This is a genomic window from Microcoleus sp. CAWBG27 (assembly GCF_020883145.1).
Lineage (GTDB): Bacteria > Cyanobacteriota > Cyanobacteriia > Cyanobacteriales > Microcoleaceae > Microcoleus.
Map to the genome: position 1 here is coordinate 61,023 of NZ_JAHREU010000016.1, position 17,595 is coordinate 78,617.

Consider the following 17,595-nt stretch of genomic DNA (forward strand, 5'->3'; position numbering starts at 1 on the left):
GCTACGGTTATCACAGCAGAGAAAAGTAGTCTCCGATCCCTGCGATTGCTTCACTTCAATGCCTTACGTTCGCAATGACATCTTGTAATTTCACCTAATATGATGCAAATCACATTATTTTGTGACGGCAAACACGCTAAGTATACGATCTAAAATACACATATGTATGACAAGAAACACAATTACTTAGACTCACAAACATAGATAATTAATCCAGGGATCGAGATTATCTTGAGAACAGCCACTCCGAGGAAAAAGCTATGAAAGAGATTATGGCATTCATTGCACAAAAAAAAGATGAGTTTGCAAAATTGCCGTTATTTGAATTTCTAGCTAATAAACACATTCACCCGAATCAACGACTAATTTTTGCACCTGTACTCGATCCTTTGGCTATGGGCTTGAGTGATTTAAACAAGTACGTCCTCCGAGACTCTTCCAGCAATAACAAGGTTCAGGAACTGATCAACAAATATACTTACAAAGAAAACTACTACTGGTACGGGTATCTGCAACATCTAGAGACATTGGGTTTCAACAAATTAATGAGTTACGGCGACTTCAGGCTGCTTTGGGGTGAAGAAACTAAAAAAACTCGATCGCTCTGTTCCGTCCTCGAACGCTATGCTTGGAAAGCCTCTCCCATTCAGAAACTGGTGTTAGCCGAAGCCTTGGAAGGAACCGCCACAGTTTTTTGTGAGGCGGCGCTAGCAGTGATCGTGGAATTAGAGAAAATCAATAAAAAAGAATATGTTTATTTGGGAGAAAGTTATGTTGGTTTGGAAAATCATCAAATTTTAAATACACCGGAGATGTTGCAAGTTTTAGCAGAGATAAAACTTTCTGATGCGGAACGCCAAGCAGCTTTAGAGTTAGCACAAAATGTATTTGAACTATTTACTGAAGCGATGCACGAGCTATTTGGACACAGCACAACAAATTCTTGCAAAACTGTGCTGCAAGTATCCTCGATTTCTGCGTTCGATCGCACTCTTGACTGTTTAGACGTTTGTTAATATCATTTCTACAATTTATTGCTACTAACACCATATATCGCCTTTCGAGTTCCCATATGAGGTACGACTGGTCATAGGGCATAGGGCATAGGGCATAGGGCATAGGGCATAGGGCATAGGGCATAGGGCATAGGGCATAGGGCATAGGGCATAGTCATCCGTGGGCATACCTCACTTTTTTGAGAACCGCTATATCAAAAATCATGCAACAATATTTGTTGGTGCGTCGCTATGAGATTGTCGCTATTTTTTTAGGGATTGTGAATGGCGATGCACCCTACGGGTTATGTAATTAATAATTAAACAATCACTAAGTTATCTCGGTGTACTGCGGTTTCTACGCCTGCATAGCCTAAAATTTCAGCAATTTTATCTGACTTGCAGCCTTTGATTTGTCTCAACTCTAAGCTGCTATAATTCACAAGTCCCCTCGCAATTTGTTTGCCTTCTCCGTCGCACAATTGCACGGAATCATCAGCTTGAAATTCTCCTTCTACTTGAGCAATTCCCGCAGCTAACAGCGATTTTCCGCCGTGGGAAATTGCATTGACAGCACCCGCATCTAAATACAGTTTTCCGGCTGGAATTAAGACGTTGGCTATCCAGTGTTTTCTAGCGTTGACTGGGCGCGGTTGCGGCTCGAATTGAGTGCCGATCGCCTCGCCGTTCAATATTTTCTCAATATTACCAGGAAAGCAGCCGTTGGTGATGACTGTGCGTACTCCTGATGCTGTGGCGATTCTGGCGGCTTCAATTTTTGTCACCATTCCGCCGGTTCCCCAACCGCTGCGGGAATCTCCTGTTTGTACGTCCAATGCTGTGAGTTGTGCCATACTTTCTACTAGGGCGATCGGCTGTGCGTCGGGATTGCTGCGCGGATCTGCTGAATACAGTCGATCGACATCCGTGAGTACAAACAACCAATCTGCTTCTACCAAACTCGCTACTAGCGCCGAAAGCGTGTCGTTATCCCCAAATTTGAGCTCGTCTACCGCTACTGTATCGTTCTCATTGACGATCGGAATTACGCCCAATTTGAGCAGTTGCTGAAACGTATTGTAGGCATTAACATACCCGTTACGGTGTACTAAATCGCCTCTGGTGAGCAATACTTGGGCGATCGGCTGTTGTAGAGTAGTGAACAAGTCATCGTACACGCGCATCAGCCGCCCTTGTCCGACGGCGGCCACAGCCTGTTTCAGAGCGATATTTCGCGGGCGTTCCGTCAAGCCCAAGCGCGCGCAGCCCACTCCCACCGCACCGGAAGAAACCAACACTACTCGATGGCCTTGTTGCTGCAAACCGGCCAAAATCTCGACTAATGTAGCAATAGTTGAGAGAGCTAAGTTCCCGGTAGTCGATCGAGTAAGTGTCGAAGTTCCTATTTTAACAACAATAGTTTGAGTCATCGGTTATTAGTTATTAGTTATTAGTTATTAGTTATATTATCTGCGATCGGATGACCGCAATCAAATTAATTGATTTGTAGTGAAGAATGCAAGTTTTGATATAGAGCCTCTCTGTTTTGCATAGCTCGCGAGCGTCCCCGACTTTACAAAGTTTGTATGCTTGATGATGGAGTCATATCATGTCCCCTCGATTGACCCCAAATAAGTAAGGCTCGTAGTGCGGACTTCAGTCCGCTCACTTGTTGCGGACTGAAGTCCGCACTACGAACAAACCGTTTTTGTTATGGTAATTGATCGGACGTGATATGACTCTGACCAATGACTAATGACCAATGACCAATGACTAATTTCTGCTATCAAGAGAAGCACCCAAAGCTTGAGACACCCAAACTTCAAAAGAACGCACCGGATACTTGCGAAGCGCATAGCCAGCATCAACCATTGGCTCAACTAAAATAGTAAACATACCCAAACGATTTCCCGCCAAAACATCAGTAAAAAGTCGATCGCCCACCATCGCCACCTGTTCCACCGGCAAATTCATCGCCGTCACCGCTTTTCGCAACTTGCGGCGCGACGGCTTAGCCGCACCAGTGATGTAAGGTAGATTCAAAGACTCAGCAATTCGACCGATCCGAGTCTGACTTAAATTATTGCTCGCCAACCACAGGGATACTATGGGTTTAATTTCTGCCACCCACAGGCTGAGTTCCTCAGAAGCATTCATTGCTGTAATGGGAACGAGGGTTTCATCCACATCCAACACTAATCCTTTAATCTGATATTTCTCAAGAATATCAGCCGTTAAATTTACGATCGAATTGCCTAGAACTAAGTCTGGCTGTAGTAGTTTTCCCCAAGTCATAATGATTTTAGATTTTAGATTTTAGATTTTAGATTGAGAAATAAGAAGCGGGAAGTTAAACATTCAAAAAGTCAAAAGTAAAAAGTCAATAATTATGGCTTTTGCTTTGTAATATCGTTTTCGTTTGCATCCGAATCAGCATTTTCGGAGTGTAGTGTTCTCCCGCTTGCTCATGAGAAGCCTCAAACGCTCGGTATAATTCCGATGTGCCCGAATCCGATCTAACTTTTGACTTTTTACTGATGTATAGCCTTTCTTACAAAGATGAGGTATGACTAACAGCTTGTATAACCAGTTAGAACTAAGAGGGCTGAAGCCCAACAACGTACCTCATCTTTCGCTAGATCCGCTGTATTAGTCGTTGCTCATCTATTGACCCGATCGCACTTTCTGGTCAACTTGAGCCACAGCAGCATCGTGTTCCGCCTGAGTGCGGCTGAAAATGTGAGTGCCGTCGTATCGAGCCATAAAATACAGGTATTCTGTATTTTCAGGAGCCAGAGTTGCTTCGAGACTTGCGATTCCCGGAGCTGCAATAGGAGTTGGCGGCAGCCCTACATTCATATAGGTATTGTAGGGAGAAGGCGTTTCCACCTGCTTAAAAGTCAGAGGTTTCTCCTTCGTTTGTCTGATGCCGAGGGCGTATTCCACCGTCGGATCGGAACCCAATTTCATGCCCTTATTCAAGCGACTGGTAAATACCCCAGAAATGCGATGGCGCTCGGAAGCAACCACAGCTTCTTTTTCCACAATACTCGCCAGCGTCACCCACTCTTTCAATGACAGCTTAGTATTGTTCTGATTTTTTTGAAAGACTGGTAAAGCTATCCGCTCGAAACGGCCGAGCATTTGTTTGATGACAGCTTGCGGGCTGACTGCATCGCCGTCTAGCTGATAGGTATCCGGGTACAAAAACCCTTCCAGATGAGGCAAGCCGCTGGGTAGCCAAGGGTAATCAGCGTAGGGAACTTGACTCGCCGCCGCCATAAAATCCTTAGCCGGAAAAAAACCTTGGGCTTCAAAATAAGTGCTCATTTGTTGCAATGACCACCCTTCGGGAATCGTGAAACTCTGCTGTACGACTTCACCCTTCCAAATTTTTTCAGCAACCGCACTCAGAGGCTGAGTCGGTGACAGTTGGTAAGTTCCGGCTTTAAAACCTCCGTCGCGGTTTTGCATAGTCAGCCAGCGAGCCCACATATTCCATGCTCCTGCCGATCGAATTAAGCCCGCCGCTTCCAAATCCTGCCCGATTTTTTGACTGGAAGTACCGGGGGGGATTTGAATCGAAACAGCAGCATCCTTGGACGGGGAAGTTGACTCGGCGGCTGTTTTAGGAGGGGCAGAAGCCCAGCTCCACCAAGCCCAGCCCTGCCAAGCGCAAACTCCCCAAATTGCAGGCAGTAACGCCAGATAAAACAACCATTTAGAGACTTTCGGGGATTTTTTTTGGCCCTCGCGCGCGCTGCCTTTGGTCAGTTGTTCTTTACTCATAATCCGTTGTCCTCGATAAGCGGCGATTAAGTAGCGACTAATGACTGATGACTTGCGATTGATGACCGAAAAGTTACGGATACCAGCCCTTGAAAATATGCCATTCACGCTGCCCAATTCTATAGCCCGAGCTGACAGGAAGGCGCGATCGGGGAAAAAGTTCGATCGACCGAGCAGTTGACTTTTGTCTAAAATAGTCAAATATTCTGCTTTTTGCCATCATGCCTTCTGCAATTAGAGATTGCATGTCGATCGAGCATACGTCATCAACCCGAAGCGGGCGGGCACTCTTGACACCGCCCCTACTCTAAACCAGTTTCTTTGCACTTAACAAGTCCTGCACCACTGCACTTAATATCTAATCAAGCTCGTCAAAGAACTGATCTTCTAGCATCGGCAACATCGGTTCCAGCCTTTGGAACTCTTCTTCCGAGAGCAATTCAGGCTTGCCGTCATCATTCATGCGAGCCAAGATAAAAAACGGGTCGAGAGGTGTATAAATGGCATATTCCTGTTCTTCGTGATAGAAGCTGGTCAACCACATTAGTTCCTCGAACTCTGACTCCTCATCGGGATCGGCATTAGGCTCCAAATCCTCGTCAGGAAATTCCGGCAATTCACCAACTACAGTCAGTGTCACCGCCGTGCGCCGGAGTGTCAAGTTCTGCTCTTGCAGGACAACTTTAGCAGTCTCAAAAATTGTGTCTATTTCGGTCTCGTCTTCTACAGGAATTGCTGCTTCGTCGGTATCGTCTCCGTGCCAAGTAAAAATTTCTACAGGAGAGTCGATCGGCAACAGCAAGGCGTATTCTTGACCTTCTAGGTTCATCGAATATTCTATGTTGCAAGTTAGCGATCGCCCAAATTCATCCGTCAGGGTGACGGACGTTTCGTGGGAATTACCATTCTCTTTGCGGTATGGGGATGAGGACATCGCGTGTATCTTAATTTTCCGTCAATAATTCAGTAATCTTTGCTTGACAATTGGGGATTTTCGTGGCGATATTGGGCCTCTTCGGGCGATCGCCAGTCCACAAACTTAAACCGCGAGACTCGCGGCATTTTCCACAGGCGAGGATTGCAGCGTTTAAATCTCAGCCGAGTCCAGAGCGACACTGAGGGCAAATCACAATTATGTGCTGCTTCAGTACCGAGGTTCTGGGGATTTTTCTCCCATGTGTCAACGCTTACAGGTGTGCGTAGCAAACTTGCACAACTAGGATATCACGCCTCTGTTACCACCTAATCGGGATTGGGAATTGCGCCGATCTTTTGCCTCCGCTCGTCCAGCCACTGCTGCAAAATCAGGGCCGCTGCTTTGCGATCGATCAAACCCTTATTTCGCGAAGGGGACATCCCTTGGGCTTGGATCAGTTCCTCTGCACCCACAGAAGTCAGGCGCTCGTCGGCGTATTCTAGGGGGAGTTCTAAGGCGGCGGCGATGCGAGTGGCGTATTTCTGGACTTTTCGGGCTTGAGCGCCCACTTCTCCGTTGAGGGAGTAGGGCAGGCCAGCCACCAAAATTTGCACTCTTCGCTCGGACACGAGTTCTCTGAGATAAGCTACATCTCGATCGAAGGACGATCGTACCAGAGTAGTAATCCCCGTAGCGATTAAACCAGTGCCGTCACATCCGGCGATGCCGACTCGTTTGCTGCCGATATCTAATCCGAGGGCTGAAATCCATAATTTTTGGTTGGACATTAATCGATTTGAGATTTGAGATTTGAGATTTGAGATTTGAGATTTACTGCTTTCTTAGCGGAATATTTTTTTTGACGAACCGCGAAGACGCGAAGAACACGAAGGAAGAAGGGAAGAATAAGTTAAGTTTTTAGAGTTTGTAGTGAGGACTTTAGTCCGCATAAATAAGAGGAATAAAGTCTCACTACAAAATGTTAATTTAAGGTTTGTAGTGAGGACTTTAGTCCGCATAAAATAAGAGGACTAAAGTCCTCACTACAAACCTTTTATTGAGCGGACATCGTATCAGGAATTAAGTCCTATTCTTGGGCGTCTCCGTCTAGAGGCAATTCCGGCAAATTCAGAGGCAAAATGCTGCTAGCATCTGTTGCTCCAGATTCGGAGATTTGGCTGTTCAAAGGGTTAACTCGATCGGCTTGATTTTTTCCGGAGTCCAACAAAAAGGGCTTAATCTCAGACGACGCGGGCCCTGTTGTGGCTTCTCCAGCCATCGGGCCGAGCCAGGACATCCGACCCGGTACGGGTTTGCGAGTTGGCTGGAAGCTTTGCAGCATTTCTGATAGCTGGAGTCCTTCGAGGGAGACTAACTTGGACTCGCGCAATTTGTGCCACACCGATCGCGACATCAGCAAGCTGTGTTCCAAACGCACGGCTCCAAATTGCTCTAAATAAGCTTCTCGTTCCGGCTGATAGTCGGCGGAAGCCAGTTGCAGGCTTTGGACTGGGAAGTCTTGAACGAGGCGCGCCATTTGGGATAGCAGTTCGGGGTACAGCCAAGTGTAGGCCGGGTGCACTGTCAACTGGGCGACGTGCGGCTGTTGGCCGTTGCGGGATAGCTGTATCTGAAAATAGCCGATCGCGGCTTTGCGCTGCGGTTCAAATACGTAGGCGCTGACTACTTCTGTTTTGCTCAGCCATTGTTTGACACCTTCAAATAAGGCGCCGAAAAAACTGGTTTTGAAGTCTTGAATGTGCCGATCGAATACTTGACGTACTAACGGCGGCATAGACGCGGTATCGAGTTGATATAAAAATTGAGCGTCGGCGTTGCTTACGGGCAGCAGGTTGGGCAAATCTGGCGTCGCGGAGGCCATTTGTTGGAGGCGTTCCGGGGCGATCGACCAATAAGTCATCTGGGCCAACGGCTGAAACCCGTTCTGGCGGTACAATGCCAGGGAAGTTTTATCGCCGACATTCACCTCTAGCAGCCAGGTGCGTGCCTCCCACACAGCCTCGAAGCAGTACCGCATCAGCATCGAACCAATGCCTTTGCTGCGGGCTTCTGGGTCTACCCCGACGCGATCGATCCGCCAAGTGCTGCGGGTGCGGTTGAAAGGAGAAATCTGAATTACGCCCTTAACTGTCCCCTCTTCTTCGGCAACATGGGCTCGAAACATGGACTGACAAGGGTTGGGAAACAAGCTAAACAGCTTTAGCAGTCCGTACCAGCGACGAATCTGCTGAAACTTTTTACCTAGTACCAAGTCGCAGCTTGCGCCCTTGCGTTTTTCTGGTTGTTCGGCTGTTTCCGCGCACAATTGTTCCATCGCTTCGATGTCGCGGTACTGAAACGGGCGAATCACAACCTGGTTTTGGTTTTGGGAGGGAAATGAAGTCATATAGAAATTCTCAAGTAAGGTATAAATTGGTTATTCGTTATTGGTTATTGGTTGTTGGTTATTCGTTATTGGTTATTGGTTATTGGTTATTGATGTCAGCTTAATGTCAAACGTAGTGCTGGTCTTCTGTCCAGTGATTAAGGCCAGATCCCCCCTTAGCTTGCCCCCTACTCCCCCTTAAGAAGTAGGGTGGTTTTATTGTCAGGATAGGAAATCTCAAACTACCAAAATTATCGCTCAAAGGTCGGCTCGCGTTTGAGTCAAGGTACGTAGTTGCGCTTCAGCGCGCTCTTTATAATATTAGGAAAGAGGGCCCAAGCCCAACTACGTACCTAATTTGTCTGACGACAATAAAACCGCCCTGCCTAGCCCCCCTTAGGTCGGGGGGGACAGGAGCATTCTCAAAGTCCCCCGACCTAAGGGGGATTTAGGGGGATCTGGCCTCAGCGGTAAACAACATATACAAAGGCTTTTAGCTTTAAGTTGACACGCTTTTGTGGGCGAGTCCCTCACGAAAGTTGAGAACCGTAATAGCACGAAACTGCACCAGAAAAATTAAAAAATCCAATATCTTTAAGAAAGGGGAAGAGTCAGGGAAGTTTTGGGTTTTAAACTTATAACTTTTAATTCTTCACCTTTCTCGATCGATCTAAAATTAAAAATTTCAAATCATTAGTTTGATTTTTTAATTTTCAGTCTTCAACTCAAGATTTCTGTGGCAGAGGTCGAATTAACACAACCGGTGTTCGTTCGTCAGCATTCCCGGCGGGGTTGCTGCGTAAGGCTTGCTCTAAAAATGCGATCGATAAATCGGAGGTCGCTGCTAATATCTTAACTGCTTTCAAGTCATTAGCGTCTACGATCGCCGCCGCAAGTCCGGTTTCTCGTTGAATTTCTTCTACAACTTGCTGCGGATTGTCCGGGCCGAGGACAATAAATTGGTCGAAGGGAGGCAAAGTCCCGGTAACGTCGTCAATTAGTCTGGCTTGTTCCCCTGCTAGTTGGTAAAAGACTCCCGGTTTACCGAATATTTTAGCTATAGAGCCGATCGCAAATGCGGCCACTACACGCCAAGGCCCAACTACATCAACTAATGTCTGCATTCCGCAAGCCGTGGCCAAACTCGACATCGGCAAGAAAAACAAGCAGACTCGCTTAGCTACCCATCCGGGTTTGACTTCGCTGGGATGGCGGTAGCGTCCCTGCATTAAGGCTAGGGGAGTTTCTGCGAGGGCGACAATATCGCCTTTGTTGGCGCGCGGTAACACGTAACGCTTGACAATTTCGACGGGATTGTCGAGTTCGGCGAGGATGTGGGTGCGAATTGGGAAGACTTCTGCAACGCCGACATTGCGGGCTGTGGGTACGGTGTCCGAGTTGGGAAATTGCAGCGGGACTACTACGTTGCGGACTCTGGGGATGCGCCCGCTTGGGCCGTAGGTGATGAAATGTATTTGCACCCAAGCTGACTGCAATTTGGTTAAATCTTGCCCTTGAATGTCTACGGAAACTTTAATTTTCGTGGTTTTTTTGGCTTTAACAATATAGCCGAACCAGTAATCGTCTGCTCTTGCTTCTGCGTCTTCGTGGCAAGGAATGACTTTTGTCTGGGAAGTCACGCCGTCTAAACTTCCGTCTGACAGCAGTTTCACCTGAGCCCGCACATCTGGCAACATAATCTCGAACCGCTGTGTCAGATTGCGGAATTCCATTTCGCCAACCAACAGATAGCGGTTGGGTTCGTTTATAGCTAAGTGCCATTCTCCGGCTGTAAGTTCTAGTTTATTTGCACTCCCAGTCCGGCGATAGTTCAACTCTAGGCCCAATCCGCCCAATGCCAGCAGCGAACCGGCTGCTGCGATTCCTGTTGCTAAAGTCTCAATCACTTAAATCACCGCCAATAATATTTTGTGTTTACTGTAGTCGATCTCGGGCACTTCGAGATCCGATCCGGCAGTAATTGGATTGGCAGGCTTAGTTGGGGGCGATTCCTGCGTCTGTGGCGGGCTGTGGGGATGGGATGCGCGATTCCCTACGTGATAGCTTTGCTCGCGCGTACTTTGGGATGCAGCGAAGGGCGATCGCCAATCTAACTATCTCATCTAATTCGTTTAAAATCTAGATAAAAAGCAGCGATGATCCCTATGACACTAGCCATCAGTCCAACAAAGCAGTATATCGAACAACGCAACGGAGGGTATTGGATTCAAGGAACTCGCATTTCCTTCGATTCAGTCGTTTATTCCTTCTTGAATGGAGAAGCACCCGAAAGCATTGCCCAAAATTTTCCACTTCTTTCGCTAGAACAGGTTTATGGTGCGATCGCCTTTTATCTTGCCAACCGAGAAATCGTTGATGCGTACTTAGAAGAAGGTGAAGCAGAATTTAAGGAATTGCAACAGTCTTTGAGACAAAAAAGTCCACTTCTGTACCAACAATTGATAACTGCTCAAAATCGGAAAAAAGGCGCATTATGATGAAAGTTCGATTTCAGGCAGATGCCGATCTAAAGCAAGCAATTGTAGCTGGCACCATCCGCAGAGAAGCAGATATAGATTTTAAGTCAGCCAACGCAGCAGGATTTGAAGGCAAGAAAGACGAGGAAGTTTTGGCAATTACAGCGCGAGATGGCAGAGTTCTTGTAACGCACGATCGCAAGACTATGCCGATCGAGTTTGGTGAGTTCATACTGTCGCAAAACAGTTCAGGAGTTCTGATTATTTCTCAAAATCTCCCAATTAGCGAGGCTATTGATGCACTCATCTTAGTCTGGGAAGCTTCTAACGCCGAGGAGTGGGTCAATCAGATAATGTCTATTCCATTATGAGGAACGCTCGTTTGTGGCAGTGAGGTACCGGATTGGATATGCGTGCGATCGCGATTGGGATGCAGCTCCCGGGCGATCGCACTTGAGCTAAAATGTAGAATATCAAATTACCTCGCCTCGCGATGCCAGTTCAAGATATCTACCACGATGCACTCAAGCAAGCTCTGATTGTCGCTCATCTTCAACTCATGAAACCTGTAAAAATTTGCGTTTTCGTATTTGTAGAAATCGCCACTCTCACTATATTTGCTCCACAATTTACTCAAAGTGTCAGCGCTCAATCTATCACAGACAAAAGCTGCGTTGCCGATATTGTAGGTGAAGATATTGGCTCACAAGTTAATATCAGATCGGGTGCGGGAAGCATTTTTAGCGTTGTAGGCACTGTATCGGTAGGAAATCTAGTCATTGTCGCTAATGATGACCAAAATAAAAGTGCTGTCGTATCTCCACTCAGTCGCAAAGATAGTGAAGGAAATGTCTGGTATTTGACGACAAGATTGAGAGCAAGTGAGTACAAAGGTTGGATCAAAGCAGACTTTTTGAAACTCAGATGTCCTAATCCCTAGGTGTGGCGCTCAAAAAGAGGAGGCACTCTGCACGGACTTTCTCTTTTATTTTACTTTAAATATACGATCGCCCAAACAACTCTCGATCGCACTTATCCGATTCTATGTACTTAAGTATTTGCCACCAAACTTCAAGTATCAATTCGGCACAAATCCTACGAGAATTCCCTGATATTTATTTACCAGGACAGCGCGAACAACACCTCAAAAACGCGCTTACCTCATCAACCCGGTTTCTCCGAGGAACTTAGAGAAACTTCTAGAAGTGCTGCTGTGCGGGCGAGGTATTAAATTCATTGGGAAAAATATTAGCTTAAACCATTTTTGGGTTAATATCGATACATAACCACAAATTAGGTGATACTCAAATAAAGGCGATCGCCCGATCGATGTCTATAAAAAAACAGCTCGCCTAAGTGTAGTCGAGCAAAAAGAATATCCGCCTCGCTGCAATAGCGAATTGTCATATGCCATCATCCCAGGCTTCAATCTTTAACAAACTCATAGGTAGCGCGCCGCTGCGAGCTGTTTTGATTGTCCCCTTCGTGTTACAAATCATGGGGGCGGTCGGTATTGTTGGCTACTTATCTTTTCGCAACGGACAGAAAGCAGTCAACGATTTGGCGTCTCAACTGCGGACAGAAGTCAGCAGTCGCATTGACCAGCACTTAGACGGTCAACTCGACACAGCACGCCACCTTGCTCAGGTGAATGGTGATGCTTTTGACGTGGGATTGCTAGATCCCAAAGATTTAGATAATATGGCTCGTTTCTTCTGGAAACAAATGCAATTGTTTCATGTCGGCTACATCAGCTTTGGTGCTCCCGGAGGCGAGTATGCGGGTGCTGGATATCAAACAGATCAAAATATTATTTCTGGCATCAGCAATCCAAAGCAACGTGGCAATCGAGATCATTACTTTTACAATACAGATAGTCAGGGCAATCCCACTAAGCTTGCTGAGATATTTAAAAATTTTGAGTTCGAGAAAGAACCGTGGTACTCAAACACGGTTAAAGCTGGAAAACAGACATGGGTTTTATATCAGTGGACAACCACGCCTTATCCTCTGTCTGTTTCTGCAAACAGACCGATTTATGACAAGAACAATCAACTAATTGGTGTCATCGTAATCGACCAGCGTCTTTCGGAAATTAGCGATTTTTTGCGTAAATTGAAAGTCAGTAAATCGGGCAAAACGTTTATTTTGGAACGCAGCGGGCTAATTGTTGCGAGTTCCAGCACCGAGCAACCTTTTAAATTGATTGATGGCAAGCCTAAACGGTTAAACGCATCAGAAAGTAGCGATGTGCTGATCCGATCGACATCTCAATATTTAGTTAAGCATTTTGGCGATCTCAAAAATATTAAAGATAATCAACAGCTTGATTTCTTGCTGAATAAAGAACAGCAGTTTGTCCAAGTTTTACCCTGGAAAGATGAGTGGGGATTGGATTGGTTGGTAGTTGTGGCGGTTCCTGAATCGGATTTCATGGGGCAAATTAATGCTAATACTCGCACCACGATTCTATTCTGTATCGGCGCTTTAATTGTGGCGACGATTGTTGGTTTTTATACTTCCCGCCTGATTGCTGAGCCGATCGCACTATTGAGCAAAGCATCACAGGATTTCGCCTCCGGGAAATTCGATCGCACTGTGGAAGTCTCCGGTAAGAATGAACTCGGCGTGCTTTCGGAATCCTTCAACGATATGGCGCAGCAACTGCGCGACTCTTTTACAACCCTGGAAAATACCAACGCGGAACTCGAAAAGCGGGTCGAAGAACGCACTGTAGAACTCAAACAAGCAAAAGAAATGGCAGACGGTGCTAACCGCGCTAAAAGCGAATTTTTGGCTAACATGAGCCACGAATTGCGAACTCCCCTCAACGGCATTTTAGGCTACGCACAAATTCTCCAGCGCAGCGAACCCATGACGCAAAAAGGACGCGGCGGCGTTGATATCATTTATCAGTGCGGTTCGCACCTGCTAACGCTGATTAATGATGTCTTGGATTTGTCGAAAATTGAAGCCCGGAAACTCGAATTGCATCCCACAGCTTTTCACCTACCTTCATTCATCCAAGGTGTTGCCGAAATCTGCATGATTCGCGCTCATGAAAAGGCAATTACCTTTGATTTGCAGATTGATTCGCAACTCCCGACGGGGGTTTGCGGTGATGAGAAACGTTTGCGCCAAGTGCTGCTAAATTTGCTGGGAAATGCGATTAAGTTTACGGAAAAAGGTGGAGTTGTTTTTCAGGTTGATGTGATTAAAGATGCTGAGTTTTCCGATTCAATTTCTCCGTTAGATGGAATTGAAAAAATATACAAAATTAGCTTTCGAGTTGAAGATACAGGCCCGGGAATGACCGCAGTACAAGTTCAGAAAATATTCTTGCCTTTTGAGCAAGTAGGTGATGTGAAAAAACAATCGGAAGGTACTGGATTGGGACTTGCGATCAGTCAAAAGATTGTGGGTTTGATGCAGAGTGAAATTGCGATCGACAGTCGTGCAGGAGTTGGCAGTATTTTTTCCTTTGAAGTGTCACTCCCCGAGGCGCAAAATTGGGCCCAGAGTTCGAGAATTGTCGAACTGGGGGCTGTTTTGGGCTACGAAGGCGACAAACGCAAAATTTTGGTGGTGGATGACAGGTGGGAAAATCGTGCGGTGCTGGTGAACTTGCTGGAACCGATCGGCTTTAAGATGATTGAAGCGGCTGATGGTAAGGAAGGACTCGATATCGCTTTAGCCACCGCACCGGATTTAATCCTCACCGATTTAGCGATGCCGGTGATGGACGGATTCGGGTTTTTGCGCGAAATCCGCACTCATCCTCAACTGCGAGATGCGATCGTGCTAGTGTCGTCTGCAAGCGTGTTTGAGATCGATCGCCAAAAGAGCCTGGATGCAGGCGGAAATGATTTTTTGCCAAAACCAGTACAAGCAGATGTATTGCTAGGCTTACTTCAAAAATATTTGCAATTGGACTGGGTATATGACGACACAGTAACTGCGCGTAAAAAAGCGCAAAATGCGATGCCAAATGAAATGCAGATTCCGGCGATCGAGATTTTACAGTTATTAGATGAACAAGCTCAATCTGGCGATTTAGATGCGGTAATCGAGATTGCCGAGGAAATCCAAACAGCGAATCCAGAACACGCGATTTTTGCCCAAAAAATACTCGTTTTGGCAGAAGGTTTTCAAGTCAAAGAGCTGCGGGCATTGATTCAAGAACATTTATCAAAAGTTTAAGGGGGAAAAATCATGATTGAGTCTGATAAAAAATTTATTTTCATAGTAGATGACAGTTCCACCAATTTGTCTGTGCTGTCGCAAGCCTTAAAAACAGCAGGCTACAAAGTGCGGGTAGCCGTGGATGGAGAATCGGCGCTCGCTATGCTAGAAAAATGTGCGGTCAATTCGGCAAAAAACCCTTTTCCCGAACTAATTTTGCTAGATGTGCAAATGCCGGGAATCGACGGCTTTGAAACCTGTCGCCGAATTAAAGAGAACCAGCTAACAAAGGCAATTCCAGTCATTTTTATGACTGCTTTAGCAGATGCCGAAAGTAAGATGAAAGGATTGTCATTAGGTGCGGTGGATTACATCACAAAACCTTTTGAACAAGACGAAGTAATTGCGAGAGTTAACATTCACTGGCGGCTCAAAGAGTTGACCGACAATCTGGAACAGCAAGTTACAGAACGCACCTGCGCTTTACAAAAAGCCCAAGTCAAGGTAGTGCAGCAAGAAAAACTGTCCGCCCTGGGACAACTCGTGGCGGGAGTCGCCCATGAAATTAACAACCCGCTGAGTTTTATGGTCAGCAACATTGCGCCTGCAAAGGAATATCTTACTGAGATTACAGAACTTCTTAGCCTTTATCAAAAATATTATCCTGAACCTCCATCAGATATCGCTAGCAAGATTGAAGACATAGATTTGGAGTTTGTGATCGAGGATTTTTCTCACTTGTTGAATTCCATGGAAGTAGGCACTGAGCGCATTAAAGATATTTCGCTGTCGCTGCGAAACTTTGCTCGTTCGGATGGAGATAGTGTGAGCGCGATTGATCTGCACCAAACTCTAGATAGTACGCTGTTGCTGTTAAAACACCGACTCAAGGATCAAGGATGTCGCCCCGCCATTGAAGTTATCCAAAACTACGGTAATTTGCCCCTAATTAAATGCTATCCAGGCCCTATGAACCAAGTGTTTATGAATTTGCTAGCAAATGCGATCGATGCTGTGGAAGAGGGTTGGGAAAAAGACCAGCGTCCTCTAAATATTACCATTACCACGGAAGTTTTGCGCGAAAGTGCGATCGTCCGAATTGCCGATAACGGGTTGGGAATGACGGAGGAGATTCAACAACATTTGTTTGAACCTTTGTTTACCACAAAAGCGGTGGGTAAGGGCACTGGGCTGGGATTGTCGATTGCTAAGCAGATTGTGAGCGACAAGCACGGCGGTCAATTGTTCTGCAAGTCTATCCCCGGGAAAGGTACTGAATTTGCGATCGAACTTCCTATTTAAAATTAATCTTATATTCGCTCAAATTAATATCCTAAAACTGGTTCGTAGTGAGGACTTTAGTCCGCATCAAATTCTGCGGACTAAAGTCCTCACTACGAACCCTGAATTAATAGCTAATCTGCAAAGTAACAGAAGCTTCTATTTGCTGTTCCCCTCCCACTACTGGGGTTGGAAATAATCCAAAATTAGCACTACCGCGAGCTTCAACAATGTCTCTGCGATTGATGGGAGGCGGCGCGGAAGCACCGTTGACTTGAATGCTGAGAATTTCTCCCCGCTTGAAGTTGAGCGAGTTTAAGACTGCATCTGCTTGCGATTGAGCGTCTTGAGTTGCTTTTTTGAGTGCTTGTTTTTGAGCTTGGACGATCGCACTTTCGGCGGCCACAAAACTCACACCTTGAATTCGGGTTGCTCCGACTTTCACCGCATCGTCGAGCAAAGTGCCGGCAGATTGAGTATTGATGCGAAAACTAACGGTATTCGTAGCAGTATACCCTATTAAGCGCTGTTGGTTGTTTTCGTAGCTGTAATTCGGGTTGAGGGAGATGCCGGTAGTTTCGAGTTTTTCTACTTGGCGCGATCGCAGCAATTCTACCACAGCGGACGATCGCTTTGCCGCTTCCTGCTGCACCTCGGCCGCCGTTTTTCCCTGCACCTCAACTCCCAAACTAACTTGAGTTTGAGTAGTGGGAATTGTTTCTATCCCGCGCCCAGTAACTGTTAGCGTTCTGATCCGCTGTTCTTGAGCCTGTACCGGATCTAATCTCACAAAACTCACGAGAGTTAAGGTTAAACATAACGCTGTTAGCAGACTGCGAAAATTGATTCTAGTATTGCGTTGCAAATTTGAATTCATAAACTCGATGCTCCTCACATACAACAGATGATATACTTGACCTTCGCACTGGAATTGCTAAAGATTCAGCCTGTTACGTTTTTAGCAACTAAAAATTTTAGTCATTGGTCATTAGTCATTAGTCGTTAGTCATTAGTCATTAGTCATTAGTCATTAGTCATTAGTTTTTATAGCGGTTCTCAAGCGTGCCGAGGTATGCCCGGTTTTGCCTATGCCCGGTTTTGCCTATGCCCGGTTTTGCCTATGCCCTATGCCCAATTAGTCATTAGTTTTTATATGCAATCCTTAAAACAAGCTGCCCGCCAACTAAAAAAAGAAACTTACGCTGTTTATTTAGCCAGTAGAGACCAGAGAGTGCCTTGGTATGCGAGAGTTTTAGCAGGTGTTACAGTTGCCTATGCTTTTAGCCCGATCGACTTAATTCCCGACTTCATCCCAATTCTCGGTTACTTAGACGATTTAATAATTGTACCATTAGGAATTTGGCTGGTAATCAAGATGATTCCGCCACAGGTTTTAGCCGAGTGTCGGGAAAAAGCCGCCGCAGAAATAGAGCGAGGAAAACCGATAAATCGGACAGCCGCTGCTGTAATTATTGCCATATGGATCGGTTTGGGAATATTAGCTGCAATTTGGATAAAACAAATATTTAAACGTTAAAAACTAAAACTGGATAAGGTTCGTAGTGAGGA

General features: G+C 46.0%; 17 protein-coding genes. 8 read left to right on the forward strand and 9 right to left on the reverse strand.

The features are described from left to right. Positions 1 to 260: 260 nt before the first annotated feature. Positions 261 to 1,016: a hypothetical protein gene (locus tag QZ938_RS11960; protein WP_293338337.1), complete on the forward strand. Its 756-nt coding sequence runs from the start codon at positions 261 to 263 to the stop codon at positions 1,014 to 1,016. Positions 1,017 to 1,315: 299 nt separating this feature from the next. On the opposite strand, the gene proB is transcribed toward QZ938_RS11960, so the two are convergent. From proB to QZ938_RS12000, 8 genes are all read right to left on the reverse strand, one after another. Further along, the gene (gene proB, locus QZ938_RS11965) at positions 1,316 to 2,425 is read right to left on the reverse strand and encodes a glutamate 5-kinase (protein ID WP_293349022.1); all 1,110 of its coding nucleotides are present in this window, start codon (positions 2,423 to 2,425) and stop codon (positions 1,316 to 1,318) included. Between the two features lie 343 nt (positions 2,426 to 2,768). Beyond that, positions 2,769 to 3,290 (reverse strand): YqeG family HAD IIIA-type phosphatase, encoded by a 522-nt coding sequence (locus QZ938_RS11970; RefSeq protein WP_293142687.1) that lies wholly within the window; start codon positions 3,288 to 3,290, stop codon positions 2,769 to 2,771. 369 nt (positions 3,291 to 3,659) lie between these two features. Continuing rightward, positions 3,660 to 4,784 (reverse strand): endolytic transglycosylase MltG, encoded by a 1,125-nt coding sequence (mltG, locus tag QZ938_RS11975; RefSeq protein ID WP_293349407.1) that lies wholly within the window; start codon positions 4,782 to 4,784, stop codon positions 3,660 to 3,662. Positions 4,785 to 5,142: 358 nt separating this feature from the next. Next, entirely contained in the window at positions 5,143 to 5,718 is a 576-nt protein-coding gene (locus QZ938_RS11980; RefSeq protein WP_293142684.1) for a DUF3727 domain-containing protein, read from the reverse strand. 29 nt (positions 5,719 to 5,747) lie between these two features. Further along, positions 5,748 to 5,990, reverse strand: a complete 243-nt coding sequence (locus tag QZ938_RS11985) for a hypothetical protein (RefSeq protein ID WP_293142681.1) — start codon at positions 5,988 to 5,990, stop codon at positions 5,748 to 5,750. Positions 5,991 to 6,026: 36 nt separating this feature from the next. Then, complete coding sequence (gene ruvX, locus QZ938_RS11990) at positions 6,027 to 6,488, reverse strand: Holliday junction resolvase RuvX (protein ID WP_293338347.1); 462 nt, start codon at positions 6,486 to 6,488, stop codon at positions 6,027 to 6,029. A 299-nt stretch (positions 6,489 to 6,787) separates the two neighbouring features. Next, a complete protein-coding gene (locus QZ938_RS11995; RefSeq protein WP_293142675.1) occupies positions 6,788 to 8,107 on the reverse strand; it encodes a GNAT family N-acetyltransferase in 1,320 nt (439 codons plus the stop codon). A 704-nt stretch (positions 8,108 to 8,811) separates the two neighbouring features. Further along, complete coding sequence (locus QZ938_RS12000) at positions 8,812 to 9,993, reverse strand: F420-0:Gamma-glutamyl ligase (RefSeq protein ID WP_293349019.1); 1,182 nt, start codon at positions 9,991 to 9,993, stop codon at positions 8,812 to 8,814. Between the two features lie 24 nt (positions 9,994 to 10,017). Here QZ938_RS12000 and QZ938_RS12005 point away from each other — a divergent pair, with 24 nt between their 5' ends. The 6 genes from QZ938_RS12005 (at position 10,018) to QZ938_RS12030 (ending at position 16,047) form a co-directional block, all read left to right on the forward strand. Continuing rightward, entirely contained in the window at positions 10,018 to 10,200 is a 183-nt protein-coding gene (locus QZ938_RS12005) for a hypothetical protein (protein WP_293142669.1), read from the forward strand. A 51-nt stretch (positions 10,201 to 10,251) separates the two neighbouring features. Beyond that, a complete protein-coding gene (locus QZ938_RS12010) occupies positions 10,252 to 10,584 on the forward strand; it encodes a DUF433 domain-containing protein (RefSeq protein WP_293142666.1) in 333 nt (110 codons plus the stop codon). Next, positions 10,581 to 10,934, forward strand: coding sequence for a DUF5615 family PIN-like protein (locus QZ938_RS12015; protein WP_293142663.1), 354 nt, complete (start codon positions 10,581 to 10,583; stop codon positions 10,932 to 10,934). Before QZ938_RS12010 ends, QZ938_RS12015 begins: the two co-directional genes overlap by 4 nt. Before the next feature lie 122 nt (positions 10,935 to 11,056). After that, on the forward strand, positions 11,057 to 11,503 hold the full coding sequence (locus tag QZ938_RS12020; RefSeq protein ID WP_293142660.1) for an SH3 domain-containing protein: 447 nt from the start codon (positions 11,057 to 11,059) through the stop codon (positions 11,501 to 11,503). A 467-nt stretch (positions 11,504 to 11,970) separates the two neighbouring features. Next, positions 11,971 to 14,763 (forward strand): hybrid sensor histidine kinase/response regulator, encoded by a 2,793-nt coding sequence (locus QZ938_RS12025; RefSeq protein ID WP_293349016.1) that lies wholly within the window; start codon positions 11,971 to 11,973, stop codon positions 14,761 to 14,763. 12 nt (positions 14,764 to 14,775) lie between these two features. Continuing rightward, positions 14,776 to 16,047: a response regulator gene (locus QZ938_RS12030; protein ID WP_293142655.1), complete on the forward strand. Its 1,272-nt coding sequence runs from the start codon at positions 14,776 to 14,778 to the stop codon at positions 16,045 to 16,047. A 106-nt stretch (positions 16,048 to 16,153) separates the two neighbouring features. Here the strand turns inward: QZ938_RS12030 and QZ938_RS12035 are convergent, their stop codons facing one another. After that, the gene (locus tag QZ938_RS12035; protein WP_293349013.1) at positions 16,154 to 16,903 is read right to left on the reverse strand and encodes an SIMPL domain-containing protein; all 750 of its coding nucleotides are present in this window, start codon (positions 16,901 to 16,903) and stop codon (positions 16,154 to 16,156) included. Between the two features lie 243 nt (positions 16,904 to 17,146). On the opposite strand from QZ938_RS12035, the gene QZ938_RS12040 reads away from it, so the two are divergent. After that, positions 17,147 to 17,563: a YkvA family protein gene (locus QZ938_RS12040; RefSeq protein WP_363318783.1), complete on the forward strand. Its 417-nt coding sequence runs from the start codon at positions 17,147 to 17,149 to the stop codon at positions 17,561 to 17,563. Positions 17,564 to 17,595: the final 32 nt, after the last annotated feature.

Bases quoted from the DNA above. Each gene is read 5' to 3' on its own strand.
- QZ938_RS11960 (WP_293338337.1), top strand. From the start codon at position 261: ATGAAAGAGATTATGGCATTCATTGCACAAAAAAAAGATGAGTTTGCA.
- QZ938_RS11970 (WP_293142687.1), bottom strand. From the start codon at position 3,290: ATGACTTGGGGAAAACTACTACAGCCAGACTTAGTTCTAGGCAATTCG.
- QZ938_RS12020 (WP_293142660.1), top strand. From the start codon at position 11,057: ATGCCAGTTCAAGATATCTACCACGATGCACTCAAGCAAGCTCTGATT.
- ruvX (WP_293338347.1), bottom strand. From the start codon at position 6,488: ATGTCCAACCAAAAATTATGGATTTCAGCCCTCGGATTAGATATCGGC.
- mltG (WP_293349407.1), bottom strand. From the start codon at position 4,784: ATGAGTAAAGAACAACTGACCAAAGGCAGCGCGCGCGAGGGCCAAAAA.
- QZ938_RS12015 (WP_293142663.1), top strand. From the start codon at position 10,581: ATGATGAAAGTTCGATTTCAGGCAGATGCCGATCTAAAGCAAGCAATT.
- QZ938_RS11995 (WP_293142675.1), bottom strand. From the start codon at position 8,107: ATGACTTCATTTCCCTCCCAAAACCAAAACCAGGTTGTGATTCGCCCG.
- QZ938_RS11980 (WP_293142684.1), bottom strand. From the start codon at position 5,718: ATGTCCTCATCCCCATACCGCAAAGAGAATGGTAATTCCCACGAAACG.
- QZ938_RS12040 (WP_363318783.1), top strand. From the start codon at position 17,147: ATGCCCTATGCCCAATTAGTCATTAGTTTTTATATGCAATCCTTAAAA.
- proB (WP_293349022.1), bottom strand. From the start codon at position 2,425: ATGACTCAAACTATTGTTGTTAAAATAGGAACTTCGACACTTACTCGA.
- QZ938_RS12010 (WP_293142666.1), top strand. From the start codon at position 10,252: ATGACACTAGCCATCAGTCCAACAAAGCAGTATATCGAACAACGCAAC.
- QZ938_RS12035 (WP_293349013.1), bottom strand. From the start codon at position 16,903: ATGAATTCAAATTTGCAACGCAATACTAGAATCAATTTTCGCAGTCTG.
- QZ938_RS12025 (WP_293349016.1), top strand. From the start codon at position 11,971: ATGCCATCATCCCAGGCTTCAATCTTTAACAAACTCATAGGTAGCGCG.
- QZ938_RS12030 (WP_293142655.1), top strand. From the start codon at position 14,776: ATGATTGAGTCTGATAAAAAATTTATTTTCATAGTAGATGACAGTTCC.